This window comes from Clostridiales bacterium FE2011 (assembly GCA_017569305.1).
Classification (GTDB): domain Bacteria; phylum Bacillota; class Clostridia; order Christensenellales; family Aristaeellaceae; genus Aristaeella.
On the sequence record CP069418.1, the window covers coordinates 2,047,010 to 2,067,963 of the forward strand.

The 20,954-nt window shown below is 55.0% G+C and carries 22 protein-coding genes; 15 read left to right on the plus strand and 7 right to left on the minus strand.

Annotated features, from left to right (window positions below; all coding sequences use genetic code 11):
• Positions 1–86: 86 nt before the first annotated feature.
• The gene (locus JRC49_09225) at positions 87–332 is read right to left on the minus strand and encodes a hypothetical protein (protein ID QTE69988.1); all 246 of its coding nucleotides are present in this window, start codon (positions 330–332) and stop codon (positions 87–89) included.
• 157 nt (positions 333–489) lie between these two features.
• Here JRC49_09225 and JRC49_09230 point away from each other — a divergent pair, with 157 nt between their 5' ends.
• Entirely contained in the window at positions 490–1,155 is a 666-nt protein-coding gene (locus JRC49_09230) for a Crp/Fnr family transcriptional regulator (protein ID QTE69989.1), read from the plus strand.
• Between the two features lie 147 nt (positions 1,156–1,302).
• Here JRC49_09230 and JRC49_09235 read toward each other — a convergent pair whose 3' ends face one another.
• Positions 1,303–1,863, minus strand: coding sequence for a hypothetical protein (locus tag JRC49_09235; protein QTE69990.1), 561 nt, complete (start codon positions 1,861–1,863; stop codon positions 1,303–1,305).
• Between the two features lie 282 nt (positions 1,864–2,145).
• On the opposite strand from JRC49_09235, the gene JRC49_09240 reads away from it, so the two are divergent.
• The 3 genes from JRC49_09240 (at position 2,146) to JRC49_09250 (ending at position 4,395) form a co-directional block, all read left to right on the plus strand.
• Positions 2,146–3,057, plus strand: coding sequence for an AEC family transporter (locus JRC49_09240; protein ID QTE69991.1), 912 nt, complete (start codon positions 2,146–2,148; stop codon positions 3,055–3,057).
• A gap of 220 nt (positions 3,058–3,277) precedes the next feature.
• Complete coding sequence (locus JRC49_09245; protein ID QTE69992.1) at positions 3,278–3,847, plus strand: alpha/beta hydrolase; 570 nt, start codon at positions 3,278–3,280, stop codon at positions 3,845–3,847.
• Between the two features lie 137 nt (positions 3,848–3,984).
• Positions 3,985–4,395, plus strand: a complete 411-nt coding sequence (locus JRC49_09250; protein QTE69993.1) for a peptide deformylase — start codon at positions 3,985–3,987, stop codon at positions 4,393–4,395.
• 76 nt (positions 4,396–4,471) lie between these two features.
• Here the strand turns inward: JRC49_09250 and JRC49_09255 are convergent, their stop codons facing one another.
• The gene (locus JRC49_09255) at positions 4,472–4,624 is read right to left on the minus strand and encodes a DUF4177 domain-containing protein (GenBank protein ID QTE69994.1); all 153 of its coding nucleotides are present in this window, start codon (positions 4,622–4,624) and stop codon (positions 4,472–4,474) included.
• 316 nt (positions 4,625–4,940) lie between these two features.
• On the opposite strand from JRC49_09255, the gene JRC49_09260 reads away from it, so the two are divergent.
• The 4 genes from JRC49_09260 (at position 4,941) to JRC49_09275 (ending at position 9,889) form a co-directional block, all read left to right on the plus strand.
• Positions 4,941–6,092, plus strand: coding sequence for an MFS transporter (locus JRC49_09260; protein QTE69995.1), 1,152 nt, complete (start codon positions 4,941–4,943; stop codon positions 6,090–6,092).
• A gap of 154 nt (positions 6,093–6,246) precedes the next feature.
• Entirely contained in the window at positions 6,247–6,744 is a 498-nt protein-coding gene (locus JRC49_09265) for a sigma-70 family RNA polymerase sigma factor (GenBank protein QTE69996.1), read from the plus strand.
• A gap of 5 nt (positions 6,745–6,749) precedes the next feature.
• The gene (locus JRC49_09270; GenBank protein ID QTE69997.1) at positions 6,750–8,666 is read left to right on the plus strand and encodes a hypothetical protein; all 1,917 of its coding nucleotides are present in this window, start codon (positions 6,750–6,752) and stop codon (positions 8,664–8,666) included.
• Positions 8,657–9,889 carry a hypothetical protein gene (locus JRC49_09275; protein ID QTE69998.1) on the plus strand — a complete coding sequence of 411 codons (1,233 nt, stop codon included), beginning with the start codon at positions 8,657–8,659 and terminating at the stop codon, positions 9,887–9,889. The genes JRC49_09270 and JRC49_09275 overlap by 10 nt, the downstream gene beginning before the upstream one ends.
• A 59-nt stretch (positions 9,890–9,948) precedes the next feature.
• On the opposite strand, the gene JRC49_09280 is transcribed toward JRC49_09275, so the two are convergent.
• The 3 genes from JRC49_09280 to JRC49_09290 all read right to left on the minus strand — a co-directional run bounded on the left by JRC49_09280 (position 9,949) and on the right by JRC49_09290 (position 13,624).
• Positions 9,949–10,854, minus strand: coding sequence for an MBL fold metallo-hydrolase (locus JRC49_09280; GenBank protein QTE69999.1), 906 nt, complete (start codon positions 10,852–10,854; stop codon positions 9,949–9,951).
• 294 nt (positions 10,855–11,148) lie between these two features.
• A complete protein-coding gene (locus JRC49_09285; GenBank protein QTE70000.1) occupies positions 11,149–13,095 on the minus strand; it encodes a VanW family protein in 1,947 nt (648 codons plus the stop codon).
• 70 nt (positions 13,096–13,165) lie between these two features.
• Complete coding sequence (locus JRC49_09290; GenBank protein ID QTE70001.1) at positions 13,166–13,624, minus strand: GNAT family N-acetyltransferase; 459 nt, start codon at positions 13,622–13,624, stop codon at positions 13,166–13,168.
• A 171-nt stretch (positions 13,625–13,795) separates the two neighbouring features.
• On the opposite strand from JRC49_09290, the gene JRC49_09295 reads away from it, so the two are divergent.
• The 7 genes from JRC49_09295 (at position 13,796) to JRC49_09325 (ending at position 19,525) form a co-directional block, all read left to right on the plus strand.
• Positions 13,796–14,938, plus strand: a complete 1,143-nt coding sequence (locus JRC49_09295; protein ID QTE70002.1) for a hypothetical protein — start codon at positions 13,796–13,798, stop codon at positions 14,936–14,938.
• Positions 14,939–15,135: 197 nt separating this feature from the next.
• Entirely contained in the window at positions 15,136–15,885 is a 750-nt protein-coding gene (locus JRC49_09300) for a transposase (GenBank protein ID QTE70003.1), read from the plus strand.
• Between the two features lie 117 nt (positions 15,886–16,002).
• The gene (locus JRC49_09305; protein QTE70004.1) at positions 16,003–16,449 is read left to right on the plus strand and encodes a flavodoxin family protein; all 447 of its coding nucleotides are present in this window, start codon (positions 16,003–16,005) and stop codon (positions 16,447–16,449) included.
• An 18-nt stretch (positions 16,450–16,467) separates the two neighbouring features.
• Positions 16,468–16,902 (plus strand): LytTR family transcriptional regulator DNA-binding domain-containing protein, encoded by a 435-nt coding sequence (locus JRC49_09310; protein QTE70005.1) that lies wholly within the window; start codon positions 16,468–16,470, stop codon positions 16,900–16,902.
• Between the two features lie 2 nt (positions 16,903–16,904).
• The gene (locus JRC49_09315; GenBank protein QTE70006.1) at positions 16,905–17,339 is read left to right on the plus strand and encodes a DUF3021 domain-containing protein; all 435 of its coding nucleotides are present in this window, start codon (positions 16,905–16,907) and stop codon (positions 17,337–17,339) included.
• 366 nt (positions 17,340–17,705) lie between these two features.
• Complete coding sequence (locus JRC49_09320) at positions 17,706–18,608, plus strand: ABC transporter ATP-binding protein (protein QTE70007.1); 903 nt, start codon at positions 17,706–17,708, stop codon at positions 18,606–18,608.
• Positions 18,605–19,525, plus strand: a complete 921-nt coding sequence (locus JRC49_09325) for an ABC transporter permease (GenBank protein QTE70008.1) — start codon at positions 18,605–18,607, stop codon at positions 19,523–19,525. The genes JRC49_09320 and JRC49_09325 overlap by 4 nt, the downstream gene beginning before the upstream one ends.
• A 350-nt stretch (positions 19,526–19,875) precedes the next feature.
• Here JRC49_09325 and JRC49_09330 read toward each other — a convergent pair whose 3' ends face one another.
• The gene (locus tag JRC49_09330) at positions 19,876–20,925 is read right to left on the minus strand and encodes a WYL domain-containing transcriptional regulator (GenBank protein QTE70009.1); all 1,050 of its coding nucleotides are present in this window, start codon (positions 20,923–20,925) and stop codon (positions 19,876–19,878) included.
• Positions 20,926–20,954: the final 29 nt, after the last annotated feature.

A 20,954-nucleotide genomic window follows, 5' to 3' on the forward strand; every position in this document is an offset into this window, starting at 1 on the left:
GATGTGGTCACATTATTGTCAAATTGTGTAAAAAATGTTATACTGACGTTGAAAGATAATGCTTATAATCCATCGCGCAGGAGAAATTACTTCTCCTTTTCTTCTTCTTTATCCCATCCGACTTTCCGGGTGAATTTCTTCCAGATCCGGGCGGCCCGTTCCTCGATCTCCTGTTCGCTCATGGTCTGGAAACCGTAGATCTTGCGCAGCTTTTCCATTTCCTGCTCCCGGGCTTCCGTTTTATCCGGACGCCGGAAGCTGGGCGGGATCTGCTTTTTCACTGTATCCCGGTATTTGACCGGTACCGGGAGACCGAATGTATCAATCCGCATCTGATCACCTCATACTAATAGACGCCTGGGAAACCAAATTGTGACATGAAAACCGACAAAAAACAATACAAAAACAATTGAAAAACGCAAAGAAGATAAACACAGGCAAATAAAATCCCCGGGATTCATTCCGGGAATCTGACAGGAGGGACATCCGATGAACGCAGAAACGCTGAAACAGCTCCCTTACTGGGATGAACTTACGCAGAGTGAGAAACAGCAGGTGGCGCAGTCCGCCTATATCCGGTATTACGCGCCGGGCGAGCGGCTTTTTGGTCCGGATGTGGAATGCGTGGGCATGGTCCACCTTCTCAGCGGGGCTTCCAGGGCTTACCTGCTTTCGGATGAAGGCAGGGAAGTGACCCTGTTCCGGCTGGAGGAGGGGGATAACTGCATCATTTCCGCTGCCAGCGTGCTGGCACAGATCAACTTTGAATCCTATATGGTGGTTGAGCAGCCTGCCAGTATCCTGATTGTCCCCGTGAAACTGTTCGGCGAGCTCTGCGAGAATAATATCCATGTACGCTGCTTCGCCTATGAGCTGGCAACCCAGCGGTTCTCCCAGGTGGTTGCCGCGATTGAGCAGACCCTTTTCTCCCGGCTGGACAAGCGGCTGGCCAAATACCTGCTGGAAACCTATGAGAAAACCGGGATCCGGGATATCCGGATGACCCAGGAGGAGCTGGCCCGCCAGGTCAATTCCGTCCGGGAAACCGTGGGCAGGATGCTCAAGCGTTTCGCCGGGGAAGGCCTGATCGAAAACCGGCGGGGGACTGTTGTACTGAAGGATCTTGAGAAACTGGAGAAAACCGCAAAAAAGTAAATTGGTGTGTGACAAAATCACTGAATTTCATCCGGGGACTTGCTATAATCCAAAACGCAAACAGTAGGGAGAAAGCCTCCCACCCCCCCATAACAACCGCCCTTTTCCGGCAGAAAAGGGCGGTGTTTTTTATGGCGTTTCCTTACCTCACATCTTTTGACATTCCCGGTATAGCAGCACGCTCAGCAGGATCTCCCCGCAGAGGATGAAGGCTGTGGTTGCCAGGCTGCCGCACAGGTGGGTGATGACCAGGGCACCCACGGTTTCCACGATGGACAGGACAAGGTAGGCTTTGCTGTCATAAGCCCAGCTGTATGGCAGCAGGTGCGCCCCGAAGATCATGGCATAGATCATGAGCATGGCGTCCGGCTTCCTGTCAAAGGCCCACATGGCGATCAGCAGGTACAGCAGCTGGTTCAGGGTGCTCAGGATAATGAGGCCGTTGATGGGATTGCCGGTTTTCCGGAAGACCTCTGCTTTCAGCGCCTTGGAAAACAGGAAGGCCATCGGGAACAGCAGGCAGCAGCAGACGAAGGTTGCCATGTTCGCGGTCCGCAGGTCCTTGCTGACCAGCCGGGCGATAAAGATCAGTCCCCAGATGACCACAGAGGCCATGATAAAGGGCAGCCCCTTTTTCTGGGTTCTCTGGGCGTCTTTCTTCAATGTGTTCAGTCTGTCAACACAGGCGTTCAGTTCATATGATTCCATGGTAAACTCCTTTCAAAGAGCGTCAGCGATTCTTTCTTTCATCATCGCACAATCAGTAAATGTTTTCTATATATAGACGATCCGGCAGCCGGTTTTCAAACGGGGTTTTCAGGGAAAAAACATTCAAAGTACAGAAAAACGGAATCAGGCCTGCGTCCGGCGGAAGAGGGATAAGGGGAAAAGAAATCCGGAAAGAGAAGCTTGCGGCTGAAGGGACCGGCCGGTTATAATGCTTCCGGCGGTGGGTTCCGATGACGGACCGGGCCGCCGGAGGATAAACATATGTTTTTGATTCTGATCAGACAGATCCTGCAGATGTTCCTGCTGGCGGGCATCGGGTTCCTGCTTTTCCGGTGCGGCAAGATCACCCGGGAAGGCAGCCGGACGATCGGGAATATCCTGATTTACGTCTCCCTGCCTGCGGTCATCATCAACGGGTTCCTGGTGGAGCGGACGGCGGAGCATGTATACGGCCTCTTATGGAGCGCCGCCGCGTCCTTTGTGCTGCTGCTCGTGTCTGTGCTGGTTTCCCATTTTGTATTCCGGAAGGACCCGGTCGGGGCCTTTGCTTCTTCCTTTTCGAATCCCGGCTTTTTCGGTATCCCCCTGGTGATTGCCGCTCTGGGGGAGGGTGCGGTGTTTTATGCCGCCCCGTTTATCGCGCTGCTGAATATCGGCCAGTGGACTTACGGGGTTTCCCGGCTGAACGGCCAGCCGGTGCTGCAGGGCCTGCAGCCGAAAAAGCTGATCCGGGCGCCTTTTGTGATCGCGCTGCTGGCAGGCGTTACGCTGTTCGCGTTACAGCTGCCCCTGCCGGAGATCATCAGCGGCGGCCTGCGCACGGTGGCGGGGCTGAACACGCCCCTGGCCATGTTCACGGTCGGCATTTACCTGGCGCAGACGGATATCCCCGGGATGCTGAAGCGCAAATCCCTCGGGCTGATTTCCGCTGTCCGGCTGCTGGCAATTCCGCTGATCGCCTTGCTGCTTCTGTGGCTCCTGCCGGAGCGCATGCAGGAAATGAGGACCGTGCTGCTGATCTGTGCCGCCTGCCCGGTGGGCTCCAATGTGGCGGTGTATGCCCAGCTGTACGGCAAGGATTATCCTTACGCGGTGGAGACGGTGGTGTTTTCCACGGTGCTCTCCCTTGCCTCCATTCCGCTGATTACCTATCTGTCTTCCCTGATCTGGTAAAAAGGGACAAAAAACGTTTCGGAAGAGGCGTTTTTTGTTTTTTTCCTGTTTGTGTGACAAAGTCCTTGAAGTGTACGCACATATTTCATATACTGAAGTCAGAGAAAAAGTACGGACATTATAGATTATAACCTGAATCAAGAAAACCCGCGGGGCGGGAACATAATCACCGGAAGCGCAACGGTGCGCGGACAAAGAAACAAATGAAGGATCCGGACAGATGAAAGCGAAGAAAAAACTGGCATGCTTTTTCCCGGGAATTGGCTATACCTGTGACAAGCCGCTGCTGTATTACAGCCGCAGCCTCCTGCAGAAGATGGGCTGGGAAGTGGTCTGCGTGCCCTATTCCGGTTTTCCGGCCGGGGTGAAGGGCAACGCGGAGAAAAAGGAACAGTGCGTCAGGATGGCCGCGGAGCAGGCGGAAGCCATGCTGAAGAAGATCCGGTGGAACAAGTATGAAGATATCCTCTTCGTCGGCAAAAGCGTTGGTACGGTGATCGGCCCTGCCTACGCCAAGGCACACGGCATTGACTGCCGCCAGATCCTTTTCACCCCGGTGGAGGATACCTTCGCCTATACCGGTATCAAGGCGATTGCCTTCCACGGAACCGCGGACACCTGGGCGGAGTCGGACGTCATCCGGGCAAACTGCCACCGGCTGGGGATCCCGCTGTATGAAACGCCGGATGCCAATCACTCCCTGGAAACCGGCCATGTGGGACGGGACATCCGGGAGCTGGGAAAGATCATGCGGCTGGTTCGCTATTTCGCGGCAGGCGAGGAACGGTAAATCGTGATCACGCGGGAACTTCGGTTCCCGCTTTTTTTGTGACAAAGTCTCTTTTTGTGACAAAGTCGCTTGAAACGAAACGTTTTTTTTCCTATACTATGTGGTACACTGCAAAGGATTGCATGGAGGGAGAAACAATGGTAAGGGAGATCATTCACGATCCGATTTTTCTGCAGCGCAAGTCTTTGAACGCGACAGCTGCGGATCTGCCGATCGCGGAAGATCTGGTGGACACGCTGCAGGCCAACGCGGATCGGTGTGTCGGGCTGGCGGCGAACATGATCGGAAAGCGGAAACGGATCATTGCCTTCTGCAACGGCCCGCTGATCATGGTGATGCTGAACCCGAAGATCATCAATAAGGACGGGGAGTACGAAACGGAGGAAGGGTGCCTGTCCCTGGACGGCGTCCGGAAGACCAAACGGTACAGAAGCATTACCGTCACCTGGCAGGATATGGACATGAACAAGCGGACCGGAACCCTGTCCGGCTACGCTGCCCAGATTGTCCAGCATGAGCTGGATCACTGCGAAGGAATCCTGATCTGACCTGAAACAAAAAAGGCTGCCGCATAAAACGCGGCAGTCTTTTTCTGATTGACCGGAGATTTCCGGTTTTTCTTTTTTAGCCCTTCTGGCGCTCAAAAGTGATGACCACACCGTGCCCCCTGGCGATATCGGGAGTGACGGTGATGACGCGCCAGCCTTCCGCAGCCAACTGATTCATCAGGCCCTCGGCCTCCCTGACGTTGCAGGCCTCCACATAATACTCATACATGATTCAGTTCCTCCTTTTCCACTCGTGCCAGGGTCTGCCCCTGTTACAATGAAAGTATACCTGAAATGCCGGAGGAAAAAAAGGACGAAAGGGGCAAGATAAGCCGAGGTAATTTGCATGTCCTGTAAATATTTTCCTTTTTTACCGGTGCCTGCCGCATTGACATCCGTCCGGACAGCGGTTATACTGCTTCCAGAATGATACGAAGGAGAATCCTGATTGATGAACACGCCCACCTGATACGCTGAAGTGATATAGACCCGGGAGAGGTCTGTTTTTGTGCGCTTCAGAATATCAGATAAGGTGTGTTTTTGTTATGCAAAAAAAGAATATTCCCCTGCTTTGCGTGATTACGTTCCTGCAGGGTATGGTGTTTTATGCTTCTGTTGCCACGCTTTACCGGGAGGCGGCGGGGCTGAGTATGCTGCAGATCGGGACGATCGAGGCGGTCAATCTGGCGCTGAGCATGGCGCTGGAGGTGCCTTGGGGCTGGCTGGCGGACAGGATCGGCTACCGGAGGACGATGATTGCCTGCAATGTCCTGTTCCTGGTGACCAAGGTTATCTTCTGGCAGGCGGAAGGATTCGCGGGCTTCCTGGCGGAGCGGGTGCTGCTGGCGGTGGTGCTCAGCGGACTGAGCGGCGTGGATTCCTCCATGCTGTATCTTTCCGCGCCTCCGGAGAAAAACCAGAAATACGAAGGATGGTGCCAGGCGGTGGGAGAGGCCGGTGTGCTGCTTTCAGGCCTGGTTTATACGGTGTTCCTCAGCGGGCAGTACCGTGCTGCCGCGCTGTGGACCATGATTGCTTACGGCCTGGCGGCGGTGCTGACTTTCTTCCTGGCGGAGGTGAAGCCGGAGGAAGCGTGTCAGCAGAAGGGGAGCATGCTGGCCCTGGTAAAAGAACATTTCCGGGTGCCGGGCATGATCCAGCTGGTGCTGTGCTGCACGCTTGCCGGGGAGACAATGCAGTGTATGATGGTTTTCTTTAATCAGAAGCTGTATGTGCGCTGCGGCATGAGTGACCGGATGATTGGCGCGGCGTTTCTTGTGATGACGCTGGCTGGCCTGTGCGGGCCGCTCAGCCACAGGATCACAAAACGCCTGGGCCGGAAACGCATGGGCCTGGGACTTCTGCTGACGACAGCCCTTTGTGCGGGGGCACTGGCGGTGACGACCTCCGGACTTTTGTCCGTGATGCTGATTACGGTGATTTCCGCGGCGGGCGCGCTGATCAGCCCGCTGACCGGTTCTATGCAAAATGAAATGATCAAAACACCGGACCGGGCAACGGCCATGAGCCTGAACGCCATCGTGGGCGGCAGCCTGGCGGTGCCGATGGAGCTGGGCCTGAACGGAATGGCGGATGTGAGCATCCCCGGAACGATGGTTCTGTGCGCTGTGCTCTGCGCGGTATCGGCGGTGTTGTACAGCAGAACGATGAAGCGTTCTGCTGTACGGAATACATAATCAGAAAATGAATTGGCAAAATTTTTATTCCGCGTGAATAAAAGTTTTGCTTTTTTCCGTCTGATAAGTGAACGGGCGAGGAAAGGCCCGGAGAAACGGATATCCGGCGGCCCCGGGGAAGACGGATAATCCGGAAAGTGAGGAGGCGGGGCATATGCGAAAGGAGACCCAGGTACCGGGCTCCATGAGCGAAGAGGAACTGAACCGCCTGGTGGATGCCTATTCAGGTATATTGCTGGGTTTATGCCGCCTGACGCTGGGTGATACGGCGATGGCGCAGGATATAGTACAGGAAACTTTCCTCAAGGCATGGCAAAGCGGCGGATTCCGGCGGGAGAGTGAAAAAGCCTGGCTGATCCGCGTGGCCATAAACCTGTGCCACGACTATCACCGCAGCCGGTGGTGGAAGCATATAGACCACAAGGCGGATCTGGATGAAATCCAGATCGCGGAACCGGATCCTGCGGACCGGGAAATCCTCACCATGGTGAAGGAACTCCCCTTCCGGGAACGGCAGATCGTGATCCTGTATTACTGGAACCGGATGAGAACGAATGAGATTGCGGAAACCCTGGGCATCAGCCAGGCCTCGGTCAGCCGGAGCCTGGAAAAGGCCAGGAAACTGCTGAAACTTGAACTGGAAGGAGGCTGAGAGAAATGAAGGAAAATGAATTATACCGCGCCCTGGACGCTTCGATCACGGGCTGTCAGCCTTCCGATTACTGGAAGAACCGGATGGTTCGGCAAATCGTGAAAGGAGAAGAGATGAAAAAGCGGACGAAAGTGTCCTTTGGTGTTGTGATTGCCGTGGCGCTGCTGCTGATTTCCGTTGTGGGCGTCGCGGTGGGTGTGCTGGTGCATGAATACTACGCGAAAGTTGCCGAGATGGAACGGGAAGGCGTGCTGGAACGCTGGCAGCTGGAGGATAAGCTTCAGTTTATCGGCACCATGAAGGAATGCAATTTTGAGATAGATGAGGAACTGTATACCGCGGCCAGTGATGAAACCCTGGCAAAGGAGGAAAGGGAAGCCGCCGCGGACCGGATTATCAACAATACCTACGGTGAAGTGATCCGGGAGAGTCTGTATTACAACGCTCCCATGGAGGAGGACAGCCTGGGCCTGGCGCCCGATACGCTGCTGGTGTTCTATGAACGGTATCTGGCGGAGCATCCGGACTGGGATGAAAGCCGGGAAGGCATGCAGGCCTATACCGACGCGCTGGGTTATTACCTGCGGGATGAGATCGGGATTGAAACCGTGCCGGATACCCTGCCGGAGAAGCCTGTGATCAATGAGGAATATGCCGTGAAGGCCCTGAAGGACCAGATGACGGACTACTGGCGCTGGCAGTGGGACGCGGAGGCTGTGGAAGCCATGGTGCCCCAGGTGGAATGGGATGAAACCTGCCGCATGTGGACTGTCTCCGGGGAAGTCAGCGATGAGTCCATGGAGAAGGCGACCGACCTGCGGAAAGATATGAATCCTGTCAGGGCGGGATATACCATTGAAAAGACGGAAGGCGGATACCGCGCTTCCATGCTGGTGGACGAATACGGCCATACCCGCATTGAGGATCTGGACAAGGAAGCTTTCCGCCTGGAATACCTGAACTGGGTGGAACCGGTGCAGAAGATTGCCATGAGGCAGGCCCTGGACCTGGCTGAAGCGGAAGTGAAGACGAAGTATGGTGTGACCGACGCGAACCTGAAGGAATGGTTCTATGACTTTATTGACATGGGAACCGGCGAGGAAGACGGGCTGCTGTACCGGATTGATTTTCATAAGCATTATGACGTTGCCGTGGAACTGCAGTACGGCGTGCTGGTCAACATGGCTACCGGCAGGGTGGAAGGATCCGTAAGCTACCTGGAGAAGGACCGGACGCTGGAATGGCAGCTGCTGGTGTTCGCCGCGGAAACGGAACAGCACAGCGGCTGGTATATCAACTGGAGCCCGGAAAAGAAACAGGAGCTGGTCAGTAAAATCCGGACCTGCGGGCTGCAGGCGGATCATGCCTATTGGTGGAAGACCAACCCGACGGAGCAGGAGACAGACGCTTTTGTGGCAGAAGTTTTCGGCGCCGAAGGCTATGCTTCCACGGTGAACACGGCAGCTATGATGCGTACCCTGCTGGGAGAAACGCAGAACCGGAGCGCAGAAAATACTATGCTTGCGGATCTGCTGATGAAGGAATACCGGATTACATCCAATGATATGACTGCACAGCGGAAGCAGGACGGCCGGGAAATCAGCATAGCGGAAGCGGAAAAGCTGGTCCGGATGGAAGTGTGCAAGGCCTGGGAGATGCCCGGGAATGCGCTGGATGGCTGGACAGTGGTGACAAACCTGGTGCAGGAACAGACGCTGCCGGATTATCCGGGCAGGAGCCGCCCGGGTGGCCTGATCTATTACCGGGTGTTCCTGACCCGTCCGGATGAGGAACTGGGACAGGATACCTTCGGCGGACTGGACAATATGAATTTCCGGGTGGCTCTGGACGGAACGTTAATGGGCTCGGAAACCGATAAGAGCTGGCGGAATCCGAAGGAGGACAGGGAAAAATGGCAATAATGAAAGATAAAATGATGCGATTCCTGCGGCGTGCGCTGCTGCTGTGCCTGTGCATGGCGCTGTTGGCGGGATCCGCCCTGGCGAATGAAGTGGTGGATATCGGCACGGAAGGCTATGACTGCCTGTATTATGAATGTACCCTGCCGGACGGGCGGCTGCTCTTTTCCGGGGATATGGGTACTGTAGGCAACTATGCGGATTCCAGGGCGCGGCTGCTGTGTATGAATCCGGATATGACAGTAAGCTGGGAGTATGTTGATCCGGAGGAGGGCAGCTGCAGGTTCTGGGGCGCGGCGGTGCTGGAAGACGGAACCATCGGAGCACTGCACGATAATTCCCCGTATCAGAACCCGGTGGGTAAGAAACTGAAATTCTTTACGCAGGAAGGAGAACCGACCGGAAAGGAATTTGTTTTTCCGAACGCGGAATTTATGCCTCACGGTGTAAGAACTTCAGGCTTGCGGATATGGTGCATACCGGAAGATGCAGAAGATTATGATGAATTTATTGACTGGAATGGAAATGTGATCCTCAGCTATGAAAACAGGCAGAGTCCGATGAATGTTGTTGATATTATGATCGAGGAAGAGGACGGCAGGGTATTTGGCGGACGTGAATCAGGCCTGAGACCCTGTGCCAGGATCGCGAAGGTTGATTACCAGGGAAATCTGCTCTGGGAAACGGTTCTGCCCCTCATGCTGGAAGGCGCGGAAGAAGGAATGCTTACGGATCTGGTGAAAGCAGATGACGGCGGTTATCTGGGCCTTCTGCAGGAAACCGGTCCGCATAATCAGAACGGCTATACGGAGTTCTGCGAATATGCGGTCGTTAAGTTCAGTGCCAACGGCCGTCTGCTCTGGAAAAATTCAACGGCTTTTGACGGCAGGACGGATCTTTGGATCGGCTGTCTTACGAAATACAACGGTATGCTGGTGACTGAAATTGAGCAAAGGCGCTCCACGGATTACAGCATGAATGTTCCCCATGTTTTCCTGTGGATGGATGAGGAAGGCAATGAGCTGGGGACTACTGAACTGGTGATGAAGAAGGAAGACCTGCCGCGGCTGGCTGATCAGAAAAATGTGAGACAAATCGGTTCATTTGATTTGATTGTAACAAAGAACGGGCTGTGGGGAGCAGGCACGTTCGAAGCGGAAAACAGGAACTATATGAAAGAGATGGACAGCATGGAAGAGGTACTTGTAAAGATTCCCGAACTGTAATCTTCCATAAAGAACAGGCGGGCTGCCATGATGGCAGTCCGCCTTTGTTTCTGTGCCGGTTATTCTTTTTCTTTGGGCAGCCGGATAATCTGCCTTGTTTCCTCCGGGACAGCCACCTTTTCGGGAACATAGCTCATGTTGAAGTGCTTGCCGTCCACCCGGGGATAGCCGTCCTTCACTTTTTCGGCGGCATAGAAGACGGTGCCGCCCATCATACCGGGACGCTCGCACTTATCGTCCGTGCCGGCCACTACCTTTGCCACGGTTTCAATGGCCTCGTCCACGATGGAGGCGTCGAAGATCTCGTGGCCGCCGTACATTTTGTCAAACTCCTTCTGGTGTTCCTTCAGGTGCAGGAGGTTCCGCAGGTAGGAGATAATCGGCAGGGAATTCGGGAACTCCAGCAGGGTGTTACCGTTGCAGGCGTCGCCGGAATAGGCGATGCGGGACTTGTGGTCGATGAATACCACTTCGCCGGCAGTGTGGCCGCCCACGTCCACCACCTCAATGATCCGGCCGCCCAGGTCAAACATGTCCCCGTCATAAATCGGGTAGACCTTGATGGCGTTCCAGTCAACGAAGTTATCGTCGGGCTCGATCAGGTCCTTGTATTCCGGCAGGGCCGTCTTTTTGGCGATTTCCATGACCTGTTCCTTTTTGACGCCCACGCAGTCCTGGAAGGAAGCGATATCCCGGTCCGGCATATAGCAGTGGTCGAAGTGGAAGTTGCCGCCTACATGGTCGGAATGGCTGTGGGTGTTGGCTACCCGGATGGGCTTGTCCGTCAGGGTTTCGCAGAAGGCCTTCAGGTTGCCCATGCCGAGGATGGAATCGATGAGCAGGGCATAGTCTTCGCCCTCGATCAGGTAGCAGTTGGCGTAGGAGTTCTCCACGAACGCGTTGGTGATCATCCAGCTCTTTTCGGCAATCTCCTCAGCCTTGAAATACGGGATTTTCTTATCCATGATTTGGTTTCCTCCGAAACGCTTTTGAATCATTATACTTTTCCGGAAAGCAAAACGGAACTCACAATCAGTGGAAAAAGTATACCATGGATTCTACCGGCAGTATTGATGTTTCTTGGGGACTTTTCCGCACAGGCAGAATGATACATACAGCTGGAAGCACCTTTAGCCTGAACGGAACCTTGTTACTGTTTTGTTGCACCTTTAGTGATAAACAATATATCATTCTGCATTCTGCATTCTGAATTCTGCATTACAACGAAGGGCGTGAGTTTTCTCACGCCCTTTCGTTGTCTACACTCCTTCGTAATATACCGCTTTCTTCGCTTCATATGTATCCGTATACAGCCATTCAGACTGCTGGTTGACGGTGTTTGTCCGGTATACGTTCACCTTGTAGCCTTCGCGGCCTTCGGAATACAGGTACAGTTCGCCGGGGTAAGTGGTGTATTCGTGCTTCTTGTCCTTCTTATACTCAGGTTCGGCGTAAAGGGTTTCAATGATCGTGGACTGCAGCTCATAATGAACGTCGCCCATGTAGGGACCGTAGATGTCCACCCGTGTCCGCAGGCGGTTCTTTTTCTTTTCTGTCGGGTCTTTTTCCACGGTGGCGAAGATGTAGATATCCCCGTCTGTGTTGTTCTTGAACCGGAAGTCCTTGTTATGCTTGTAACCTTTCTCCATGTAGACCGTGGCGTCCAGGCCCAGCTCCGTATACCGGACCTTTTCGGAATGCGGCTTGCGTTCCACAATCTGCAGGCCGGCGCACAGGGCCGCCTGGTACAGGGTGGTGCTGGCCTGGCAGACGCCGCCGCCGTAACCTTCCACATAGTTTCCGTATGCGATTTCCTGCGCGGGATAGAAGCCCCGTTCCGCCGTCCGGTATCCCACGACGGTATTGAAACTGAAGGTTTCGCCCGGCGCAAGTTTATACCCGTTCACGAAGTCGCACAGGGCGTGGCGGATATTGTTGTTCCGGTCCTCAGTGGAGCTGGTATGTATTTTCGTGGTGGCGGAGGCCCGGAGGGAATACTTCTGTATGAGGTCCGCCTTGCGGACGGAGGGCTGTACCGGATCGGGCTTTATCTCATAGGTGCCGTTTTCCATGGTGGAAAGCTTCTCAAAGATCCACTCCCGGATGGGGGCGGTATCCAGGGTCAGCCCATTCACCTCGTCATAGAACTGGAAGGGCGCGTTGATGTTTTCCTGGTCCGGGGTCACATAGGCGTCCTGGGCCGGCCGGTCAATGGAGTTTTTGATGATGGCCAGCAGGTCGTCGATCCGCTGGGTGTTGCCGGCGGAGGGCCGGGCGGTGGAGGTGCGGTAGGGCGTCTGCTCCAGCTGGAGCATGTCGTTATAACGCTGCTCATCGGTGCCGTTGTGTCCCTGCTGCATGGCCTCGTTCAGCACACCGGTCACATCCACGGTGAAGTTCAGGTCTGACGCGGTAATATCGGCGTGATTGCTGCCGTAGGTCAGGGTGACCTTCCAGTCGGCATGCTGGGCCTGGATGCCTGATTCAACGGCGCTTTTGGCTTCCTCATAGGTCATGCCGCCCAGGTCAATGCCGTTCACATAAACCCCGGGGCAGAAACGGTTGCGGTAGGGTTCTACCTTGGCCTGGATCATATCCGCCTTCTGCTGGATGGCCGCCTGCTCGGCCGCCTGTTCCCTGGCGGTATGGATGCCGTTGGCGCCCAGGACGGCGGCAACAATAATCAGCACCGCAAGGATCGCGATGGGCAGGAATTTGACGGGCTTCTTCGGGGGCTTGGGCGGCTGGGGCCGGGCGTAGGGTACAGCGGGTCCCTGCTGTCCGGGATAATAACCCTGCGGAGCCTGCTGCTGAGGGACGTATTGATTCTGCCGCGGAGGCAGTTGCTGCTGCCGGGGCGCGTAGTATCCCTGCGGGGGTTGCTGCTGTTGCGGAGGCGCATAGTATCCCTGGGGCGGCTGTTGCTGCTGTCCTGGGGCGGAATAACCCTGCCGGGACTGCTGCGGATATCCCTGCGGGGGCTGCGCCGGTTGAGCATGGCGGCCCTGCGGGGGTTGCTGCATCTGTTGCGCCTGGGAATTCTGCTGGGTGTAATAGGACAGCGGTTCCTGCTGCCGGGCGGGATTGTACCACTGGGATTCCTTCTGCGGGACGTTATGGACAGCGGCAGGCGGAACAAACCCCCGGCTGGGGCCGGCGGCATGCGGGTTCTGTGTTCTCCCGCGGTTCTGTTCCTGACCTTTCATACTGTTCCTCCCGGATCAATTTTTCTTTCCGTTATGATAACGAATCCGGAACCTTCCGGCTTCCTCTATTTTACTCCTGATTCAGTTCCAGTACCATACACTCGTTGGAGTCCCTGAATCCAAGGGCGCGGTACAGCGGCCGTCCGGCTTCCGTAGCGTCCAGGCTGATCTCCGTAATACCCCTGTCCCGGGATTCGTCAATCAGCATGGAAACCATGGTGCGGCCGACGCCCTGCCGGCGGAAATCCGGATGGGTATAGACGTTCATCAGGTGGGCCCTCCGGCCGGAGGGATGGGAGAACGTCGGCATCATATCGATATAGCACATCGTGGCGCAGCCCGCGATACGGCCTTCCTCCAGGGCCAGGACAGTGGTCTGGTCCCCCTCCCGGAAGTATTCCCTGCTGGCTTCCAGGAACTCCTCGCTGAAGGCATAATCCTCCGGGAGGCGGTTGACGGCCCGGAGGGTTTCCTCCCGGCTCCGGATCAGCAGTTCCATATCGTCGGCTGTGGCGTACTTGTATTGCATAGGGTGTTTCTCTCTTTCGATAATACACTTTGCCGCTGCAAAGTGCGTTGTAACATTATATGTCCCGAACCCTTTGTTCGCAAGCCTGAAAAGTTTCCGGAAGAAAACCGGATCCGGATTCGTTGGATAGCAGGAACGCTCCTGTAAAGGAGCGTGACGGAGGACATGACTGTGAGACGAACTGTGAAAGTTTTATTGATATTCCTGGTTTTCATCCTGGCGATTGCTTCTTCTTCCCTGGCGGAACCGCTGGGTTTCGGCTTTGTAAATGCCCGGGATGTGGCGCTGAGAGGGGTCATGGGCGGCACCATTATGGACCGCCTGCCGAAGGGTACCTGCGTATGGATCCGTGACGTACGGATGGACCGGGCAGGGAAAAAGTGGTATGAGATCAACGCCAAAGCGGGCGTGAATGAGGACGGAACGGAAAAAGAGCATACAGGCTGGATGCGGGCGGAGTTCATTGACGCCGGAGACTCCCTCTGGCGTGAAGTGGAGTCCGTGGCTGCCTCGGATGCGGGCATGCTCGCCCTGCGGACGGACGGCACTGTGGAACAGGCCGGTCAGTCCGGGGAAAATGCCGGGCAGGATCTGCGCGGATGGGCAAAGGTCCTCAGCGATATCCAGCAGGTGGGTGTCTGCGCGAACGGACAGGCCTGCTACGCTGTGGGCCGGGACGGCACCTGCTACCATTCCGCGGATGACGGGGAAAACCATACGGAAAGGATCTATACCGCCGGCGGAAAACAGCGGGTCTGGGAGATCACCACGGATTACCAGCTGAAAACCGGTGACAGTACCCTGAACTGGATTTACCCGGAGAATCTCGGTCCGGAACAGCTGTCCCATGTGACGGCTGTGGCGGACAATGCCAGCAGGCTCCTGCTGCTTACGGACGACGGAAGGGTCTTTGCGGCGGGCTGGCAGCAGGACGGGGAAGAAGAACCGGAACCGGACTGGGAGAAATGGACGGATGTGGTCAGCCTGGAGGCGGCCTCCTGCCGCTTCACGGAGGACGGAAAAATCCGCTCCGCCTGCGCGGCGGTCCGGAAGGACGGCACCGTACTGGCAGCTCCCGTGGAACTGTCTGACCTGATTGGTTCCTGGACGGATATGGCGAAAATTGTCATCGGGGAAAACTGGGTGCTGGGCCTGAAACGGGATGGCACAGTGCTTTCCGCCGGGCTGGCCGGGGCAAACCCGCCGGACGTTTCCGGCTGGTCGGATATCATGGATCTCGGCACCGGCCGGGACTACTGTGTCGGCGTGAAAAGCAGCGGTTCCCTGGTCTTCGCCGGGGATCATGTGTTCTGAACAAACTAAGCAACAAGACAAGGGGACGGTTCTTTTGTCTTGTTGCTTTTTTAGTTTTTCAATGTTTTTCATGGCGTATTCTGAAGAGCAAGACGAAAGAACCGTCCCCTTGTCTTGCTTTTTTTATTTTGTTCGCCTTGACAAAGCAATAGGGGTTTCATATCATTTTTTTGACTGTGTGAAAGGAGAATACCGCTATGGCCAGACAAGCGAGAAGAAAATCATCGACCGGCCTGTATCATGTGATGATGCGGGGTGCTGACAGACGCATCCTGTTTGCTGACGACCAGGACAATCTTGGCTTTTTGCTGAGTCTGAAACGCGCCAAGAAAGCAAGCGGTTTCAAATTATATGCCTATTGCCTGATGGGAAACCATGTTCATTTGTTGATGAAAGAGGAAGAAGAGCCACTTGAGATTGTAATTAAGCGCCTTGGAGTGTCTTATGTATATCACTATAATGAAAAATATGATTTACTGGGACATCTGTTTCAGGATCGGTACAGGAGTGAACCGGTAGAAACGACAGCATATTTTCTGGATGTGCTGCGATATATCTGCCAGAACCCTGTGAAGGCGGGGCTGAGCCGCAATCCGATGGAATACCGCTGGCTTGGATGTGCAGGAGTAAAAGATGAGTTTGCTCTGACGGATGATATAAGCTATTATACTGATCTGAGTGGTAATGAACTTCTTACATTTGTAAACGGAAATTGTGAAGAGGATCATCTGGAAGAATCGTACAGAAGAAGAATGACGGATCGGGATGCGATCAGTAAATTGTGCAAAGTCTGTGAATGTGAGCATGTACAGGAAATTGAAGGCTGGCCGAAACAGAGACGTGATGAAGCAATAAAAAAAGCGTTGAAGGCTGGTTTGTCTATCCGTCAGATTTCTCGGTTGACTGGGATCAGCAAGGCTGTTATTGAATGGGTCAGGCGTGGATGAATTCCAGGGAACAAGACAAGGGGACGGTTCTTTTGTCTTGCTCAATCAAAGAATGAATGAAATGCAACAAGACAAAAGAACCGTCCCCTTGTCTTGTTGAGCAGGGAGGAAAAAACTATGAAAACTGCAATCGTGTTTTATTCCGAGCATCATGGAAATACCCGGAAACTGCTGGACGCCATCGCGGAAAAGAACGACGTTACCCTGATTGACGTGACCAAAGTGCAGAAGGCAGATCTGTCCGGTTATGACCGGATCGGCCTGGCCTCCGGCATCTATTACGGCGGCTACGCGAAACAGGTGCTGGCTTTTGCCCAGGAGTGCCTGCCGGAGGGGAAAAACGTCTTCCTCATCTATACCCAGGGCGCCAAGAAGGGTGATTTCCTGAAGACGATCCGCCAGGTGGTGGAGGCGAAAAAGTGCACGCTGATCGGCTCCTATTGGTGCCAGGGCTTTGACACCTTCGGCCCCTTCAAGCTGGTGGGCGGTATCGCCAAGGATCATCCCACCGCGGAGGAAATCAGCGCCGCCGTGAAATTCTATGAAGAACTGCCGCAGCAATAAGCATCGGAGAAAAGCACAATGAAGGTTGAGGTAAAGCGTATTCGCCCGGATGAGGAGGAAAACGCCATCATCCGGGTGGCAGAGCTTACGGACAGTATCCGGAGCGCGGTGGACCTGCTGGAGAACCAGTGCCGGACGGTGCCGGTTCAGGCGGAAGGCAAAACCATGATGTGCCGCACGGACCAGATCTACTATATTGAGTCTGTGGACAAGCGCTCCTTTGTGTATACCAAGGGCGGCTGCTATGAGACGAAGTACCGGCTGTATGAGCTGGAAGAATTGCTGGACAGCCGCTTTCTCCGCAGTGCCAAGGCGATGATCGTCAATATCCGGAAGATCCGCTCCGTCAAAAGCGAGCTGAACGGCCGGATGAGGGCGGAACTGCTGAACGGGGAACAGATCATTATTTCCCGGGGCTACGTGAAGGAACTGAAGGAGAAACTGGGGGTGTAAGCATGAAGAAGTGGAAAATTATTTTCAGCCAGACGCTGATGATCTCCACCGGCATCCTGTTCGGCGTGGGCGTACAGGGCCTGATTAACCATCTGAATACCGGCGCTGAAATGCTCCGGTGGCAGTGGTATATTCCCCTGTCCATTATCCTGACCGGCTTCCTGTGTTCCCTGGCGACGTTGTTTCTTCTGGAGGACGAGGGAAAAAGCGTCTCCCGGTCCAGGCTCCGGATTGTGCTCCATTTCCTTTTCCTGTTCCTGGTGGTGGCCGGCTGCGGTTATCTCTTCGGCTGGTATGAAACCGCCGGGGAACTGGCCGTGATCGGCGGCATGTATGTGCTGATTTACGGTTTCGTCTGGCTCGGTTCCCTGTGGATGAACAAGGCGGATGAAAAGAAAATCAACGAAGCGATCAACGAGATCCGGGACGAGGAATAAACTCAATTCAGAATTCAGAATTAAGAATTCAGAATTTGAGGCATCTCTGGACAAGAGGTGTTCCTGTGAATGGAAGATTTACATCTCCGGAGGAGATTCTTCAACGCGGGCACAAGTGCCCTTATTCAGAATGACAGTGTGGTTTTACGGAGCCCCTATCAAGTTCCGGCTGCGTACAGGAACGATACCTGCACGCTTTGGGTAATCCCATGTGTTTGCATATCACCAATTATGAATTATGAATTGTGAATTATGAATTAAATCTGCAGGTTGGTCGCATGAAAATGCATGTTGGTCGATCTGCTCTTTTTTTCTGCCTTTTTTTCTGTTAGGGTACATCCGTACCAAGCAGAAGGAGGCCTGAAGATGGACAAGGCAATTACGGTGGATCACCTGATGAAAAAGTATAAGGAGCATACCGCGGTGGACGGGATCTCCTTTGAAGTCGGCAGCGGAGAGTTCTTCTCCCTGCTGGGGGAAAACGGCGCGGGGAAGACGACAACGATCAACATCCTCTGCACGATCCTGGATAAAACCGCCGGCAGCGTGAAAGTTTATGATCACGAGCTGGGCAGGGAGGATGACGCGATCCGGAACCTGATCGGCATCGTGTTCCAGAATTCCGTGCTGGACCGGGAGCTGACCGTGAAGGAAAACCTCTTCACCCGGGGCAGTTACTACGGCCTGAACAAAAAGCAGGTCCTGCAGCGCATCGAGCCTTTCATGGAAGGCTTTGAGCTGAATGAGATCTGGAACCGGAAGTACGACCGGCTCTCCGGCGGACAGCGCCGCCGGGTGGACATCGTCCGGGCCCTGATCAACCAGCCGAAGATCCTCTTCCTGGATGAGCCCACCACCGGCCTGGATCCCAAGTCCCGCCGGATGATCTGGAATCACATCCGGAAGCTGCGGGAAGAGCAGAACATGACCATCTTCCTCACCACCCACTACATGGAGGAAACCGCGGAAGCGGACCGGGTGGTCATCCTGGACAAGGGGCATGTGATTGCCTCCGGCTCTCCCTCGGAGCTGAAGAGCCGCCATACCTCCCCGAAGCTGGTATGGTACGCGGAACAGAATGAAGCCCGCAGCAGCCTGCTGGACGGCTGCGTCTGGACCTACGAGGCGGACCACTACAACGTTTACTACGCGGATTCCGTGACGGACTTCCTCTACAGGAACCGGGAGCAGATCACGGATTATGAAGTGCTCAAGGGCACCATGGACGACGTATTCCTTAACCTGACCGGAAGGGAGATGGCAGTATGAAGATGTATCTGGGACTGACAAAGCGCAACATGCTGGTTTATTTCAAGGACAGGCAGGCGATCCTTTTCTCGCTGCTGACTTCCGTTATCGTGTTTGTTCTGTACCTGCTGTTCCTCCGGAATACCTTTGTGGATGCAATCAACCAGGCTCTGGCGGAAATGCCGATGGTCCGGGAACTGGTGATGGACGATGACCTGAATATGTTCACGGACATCAAGCTCCTGGTGGGCATCCTCGGATCCGCGGCAATCACCGTGCCCTTCAGCTGCCTGCGCACCGTGACCAGCGACCGAGAAACCCGGGTGGATCAGGATATCCTGGCTACGCCGGTGAGCCGGGGACAGATCGTGCTGGCTTACTTCACCGCTTCCGCCCTGTCCGCCATCGTGATGACCTCTGTGATCCTCACCGCGGGCCTGGTGATCCTGCAGCTGCGGGGGAACCTGTACCTGGGCCTGAGGGGCATCCTCGGCGCCTACGGCGTGACTGCCCTGGGATGCGTTTCCTCCACCGCCCTGTTCATGAACATTGTGCTGTTCTTCCGCTCCGGCTCCGCGTCTTCCGCCTTCTTCGGTATCCTGTCCGCTGTGTCCGGTTTTGTGATCGGCGCCTATATTCCGGTTTCCCAGTTCTCCGGCGGCGTCAGGACAGTGTGCAACCTGTTCCCGGCCAGCCACATCACCATCCTGCTTCGGAATGTGCTGCTGGGCGGCGTGCTGGGCCACATTGACGACGGTATCGGCGGCCTGGACCAGGGCAGGTTCGTTCAGGTCCTGAAGGACGTCTTCACCTTCAAGGCGGATATGTTCGGCAGCAGCCTGAACACAACGGCCATGCTCTCCTTCGTCCTGGCAATCCTCACCCTCAGCCTTATCGTGATGGTATACACTTATTCAAAGAACTATAAGAAAAAGTAATCATTCATAAGAAAATCATGAGTAACGTGGAATAAGCCTGATAGTAATACTTATCCTAAATGCAGTATGAAGCAAAAAAGTGTCATTCCGAGCGGAACGAAGTGAAGAGAGGGCGAACCTCTGAGGGCAGCCAGTGGCTGAAATTCGTAAGAGGGTTTGTAGCGCCTGGAGAAAGAGCCAGTGGCTCTTTCTCAGCGGAAAACGGGCGGCAGCCCCGAGAGGTCAACCGAAAGGGAGTGAGCTCTCTAGTGGAGAGTCGCGACCTTTGAGGTTGCGGATATCCCTTAATAGAAATATAGTAAGGGATTCCTCCACTACGGCCACGCCTCCGGTCGGAATGACACTCTTATTCATTGGGGCTCCGCAGGAGCCTCTTTTGCATACTTTTCTGCGAGAATCATAGAGTACTTCCTAAGTTTGTCTAAAAGCGTTTCCGGCCCGGTAACCGTTACAATATCGCCGAACTGGAGCACCCAGCGCTCCATATCATATTCCGGCACATACACCACGCAGTCCAGGTCCCCGTCCTTCCGGCGGGTAAAGGTTACGCCCCGGCCGAAGGCGTCGATGATTTCCCGCACTGCCCGGGGCTTGGCGATAAAGGTGATCCGCTCCGGCGTGCCGAAGGCCATGTTGATGTTGTGGCTCATGTATTCCTGGATATCAAAGCCGGCCCGGAAGCCTTCCAGCTCCCGGACGGGCTTCACCGCTTCCTTCCGGATCTTCACTTCCGTCATCCGGTCAATGCGGTAGTTGGTCAGGCTGTTGTATTTGTTGTTGCTGCAGATCAGGAAATAAAATCCGTTGCGCACCACCATGGCGTAGGGGTTCAGGATCTGGGGACCGGCGGAGGAAGCGGCGGAGGGCTCCAGGGTGAAGTCCGGCCCCAGGTAGCAGTAAACGGTGGATATTTTCTTTTGCTCTTCAATGGCTTTGTTGATCAGTTCAATGTTGCTGAACAGCTCCGGGTTCCCGGGCTCGTTCCCGGAAAGGCGGCGCACCTTGGCCAGGGAGCCGGTCCGGCGCAGTTGCTTTCCGCCGAGGGTGACCAGCTTGCCGATCAGCTCATCCCGCTGGGTGTGGGGCACATTGCGGCTGAAGAGGATTCCGTCAATCAGCCAGCGCAGCTCCGCGGTGGAGAACTCATGGTCATAGTAGACGTTGGAGTGATAGGAGCGCTTGTCCTCATCTCCGTCCTCCGGCTCTTTCTCCAGGTTGACGGAGCGGACCCGGCTGTTCAGCGGATCGTCCAGCAGGTCCCCCAGGGCGCGGCTGACCGTGCCCCGGTCCACGCCCAGGCGCTGCACCAGGTCCTTCTGGCGCATGGGATGCTCGCTGTCCGTTTCCTCCTTCAGGATCTGAAGCAGCTGAAAGTGGAGGTACTTTTTCTGGTTGTTCATGCCCCTTTAACCTCTCTTATTCCATAACG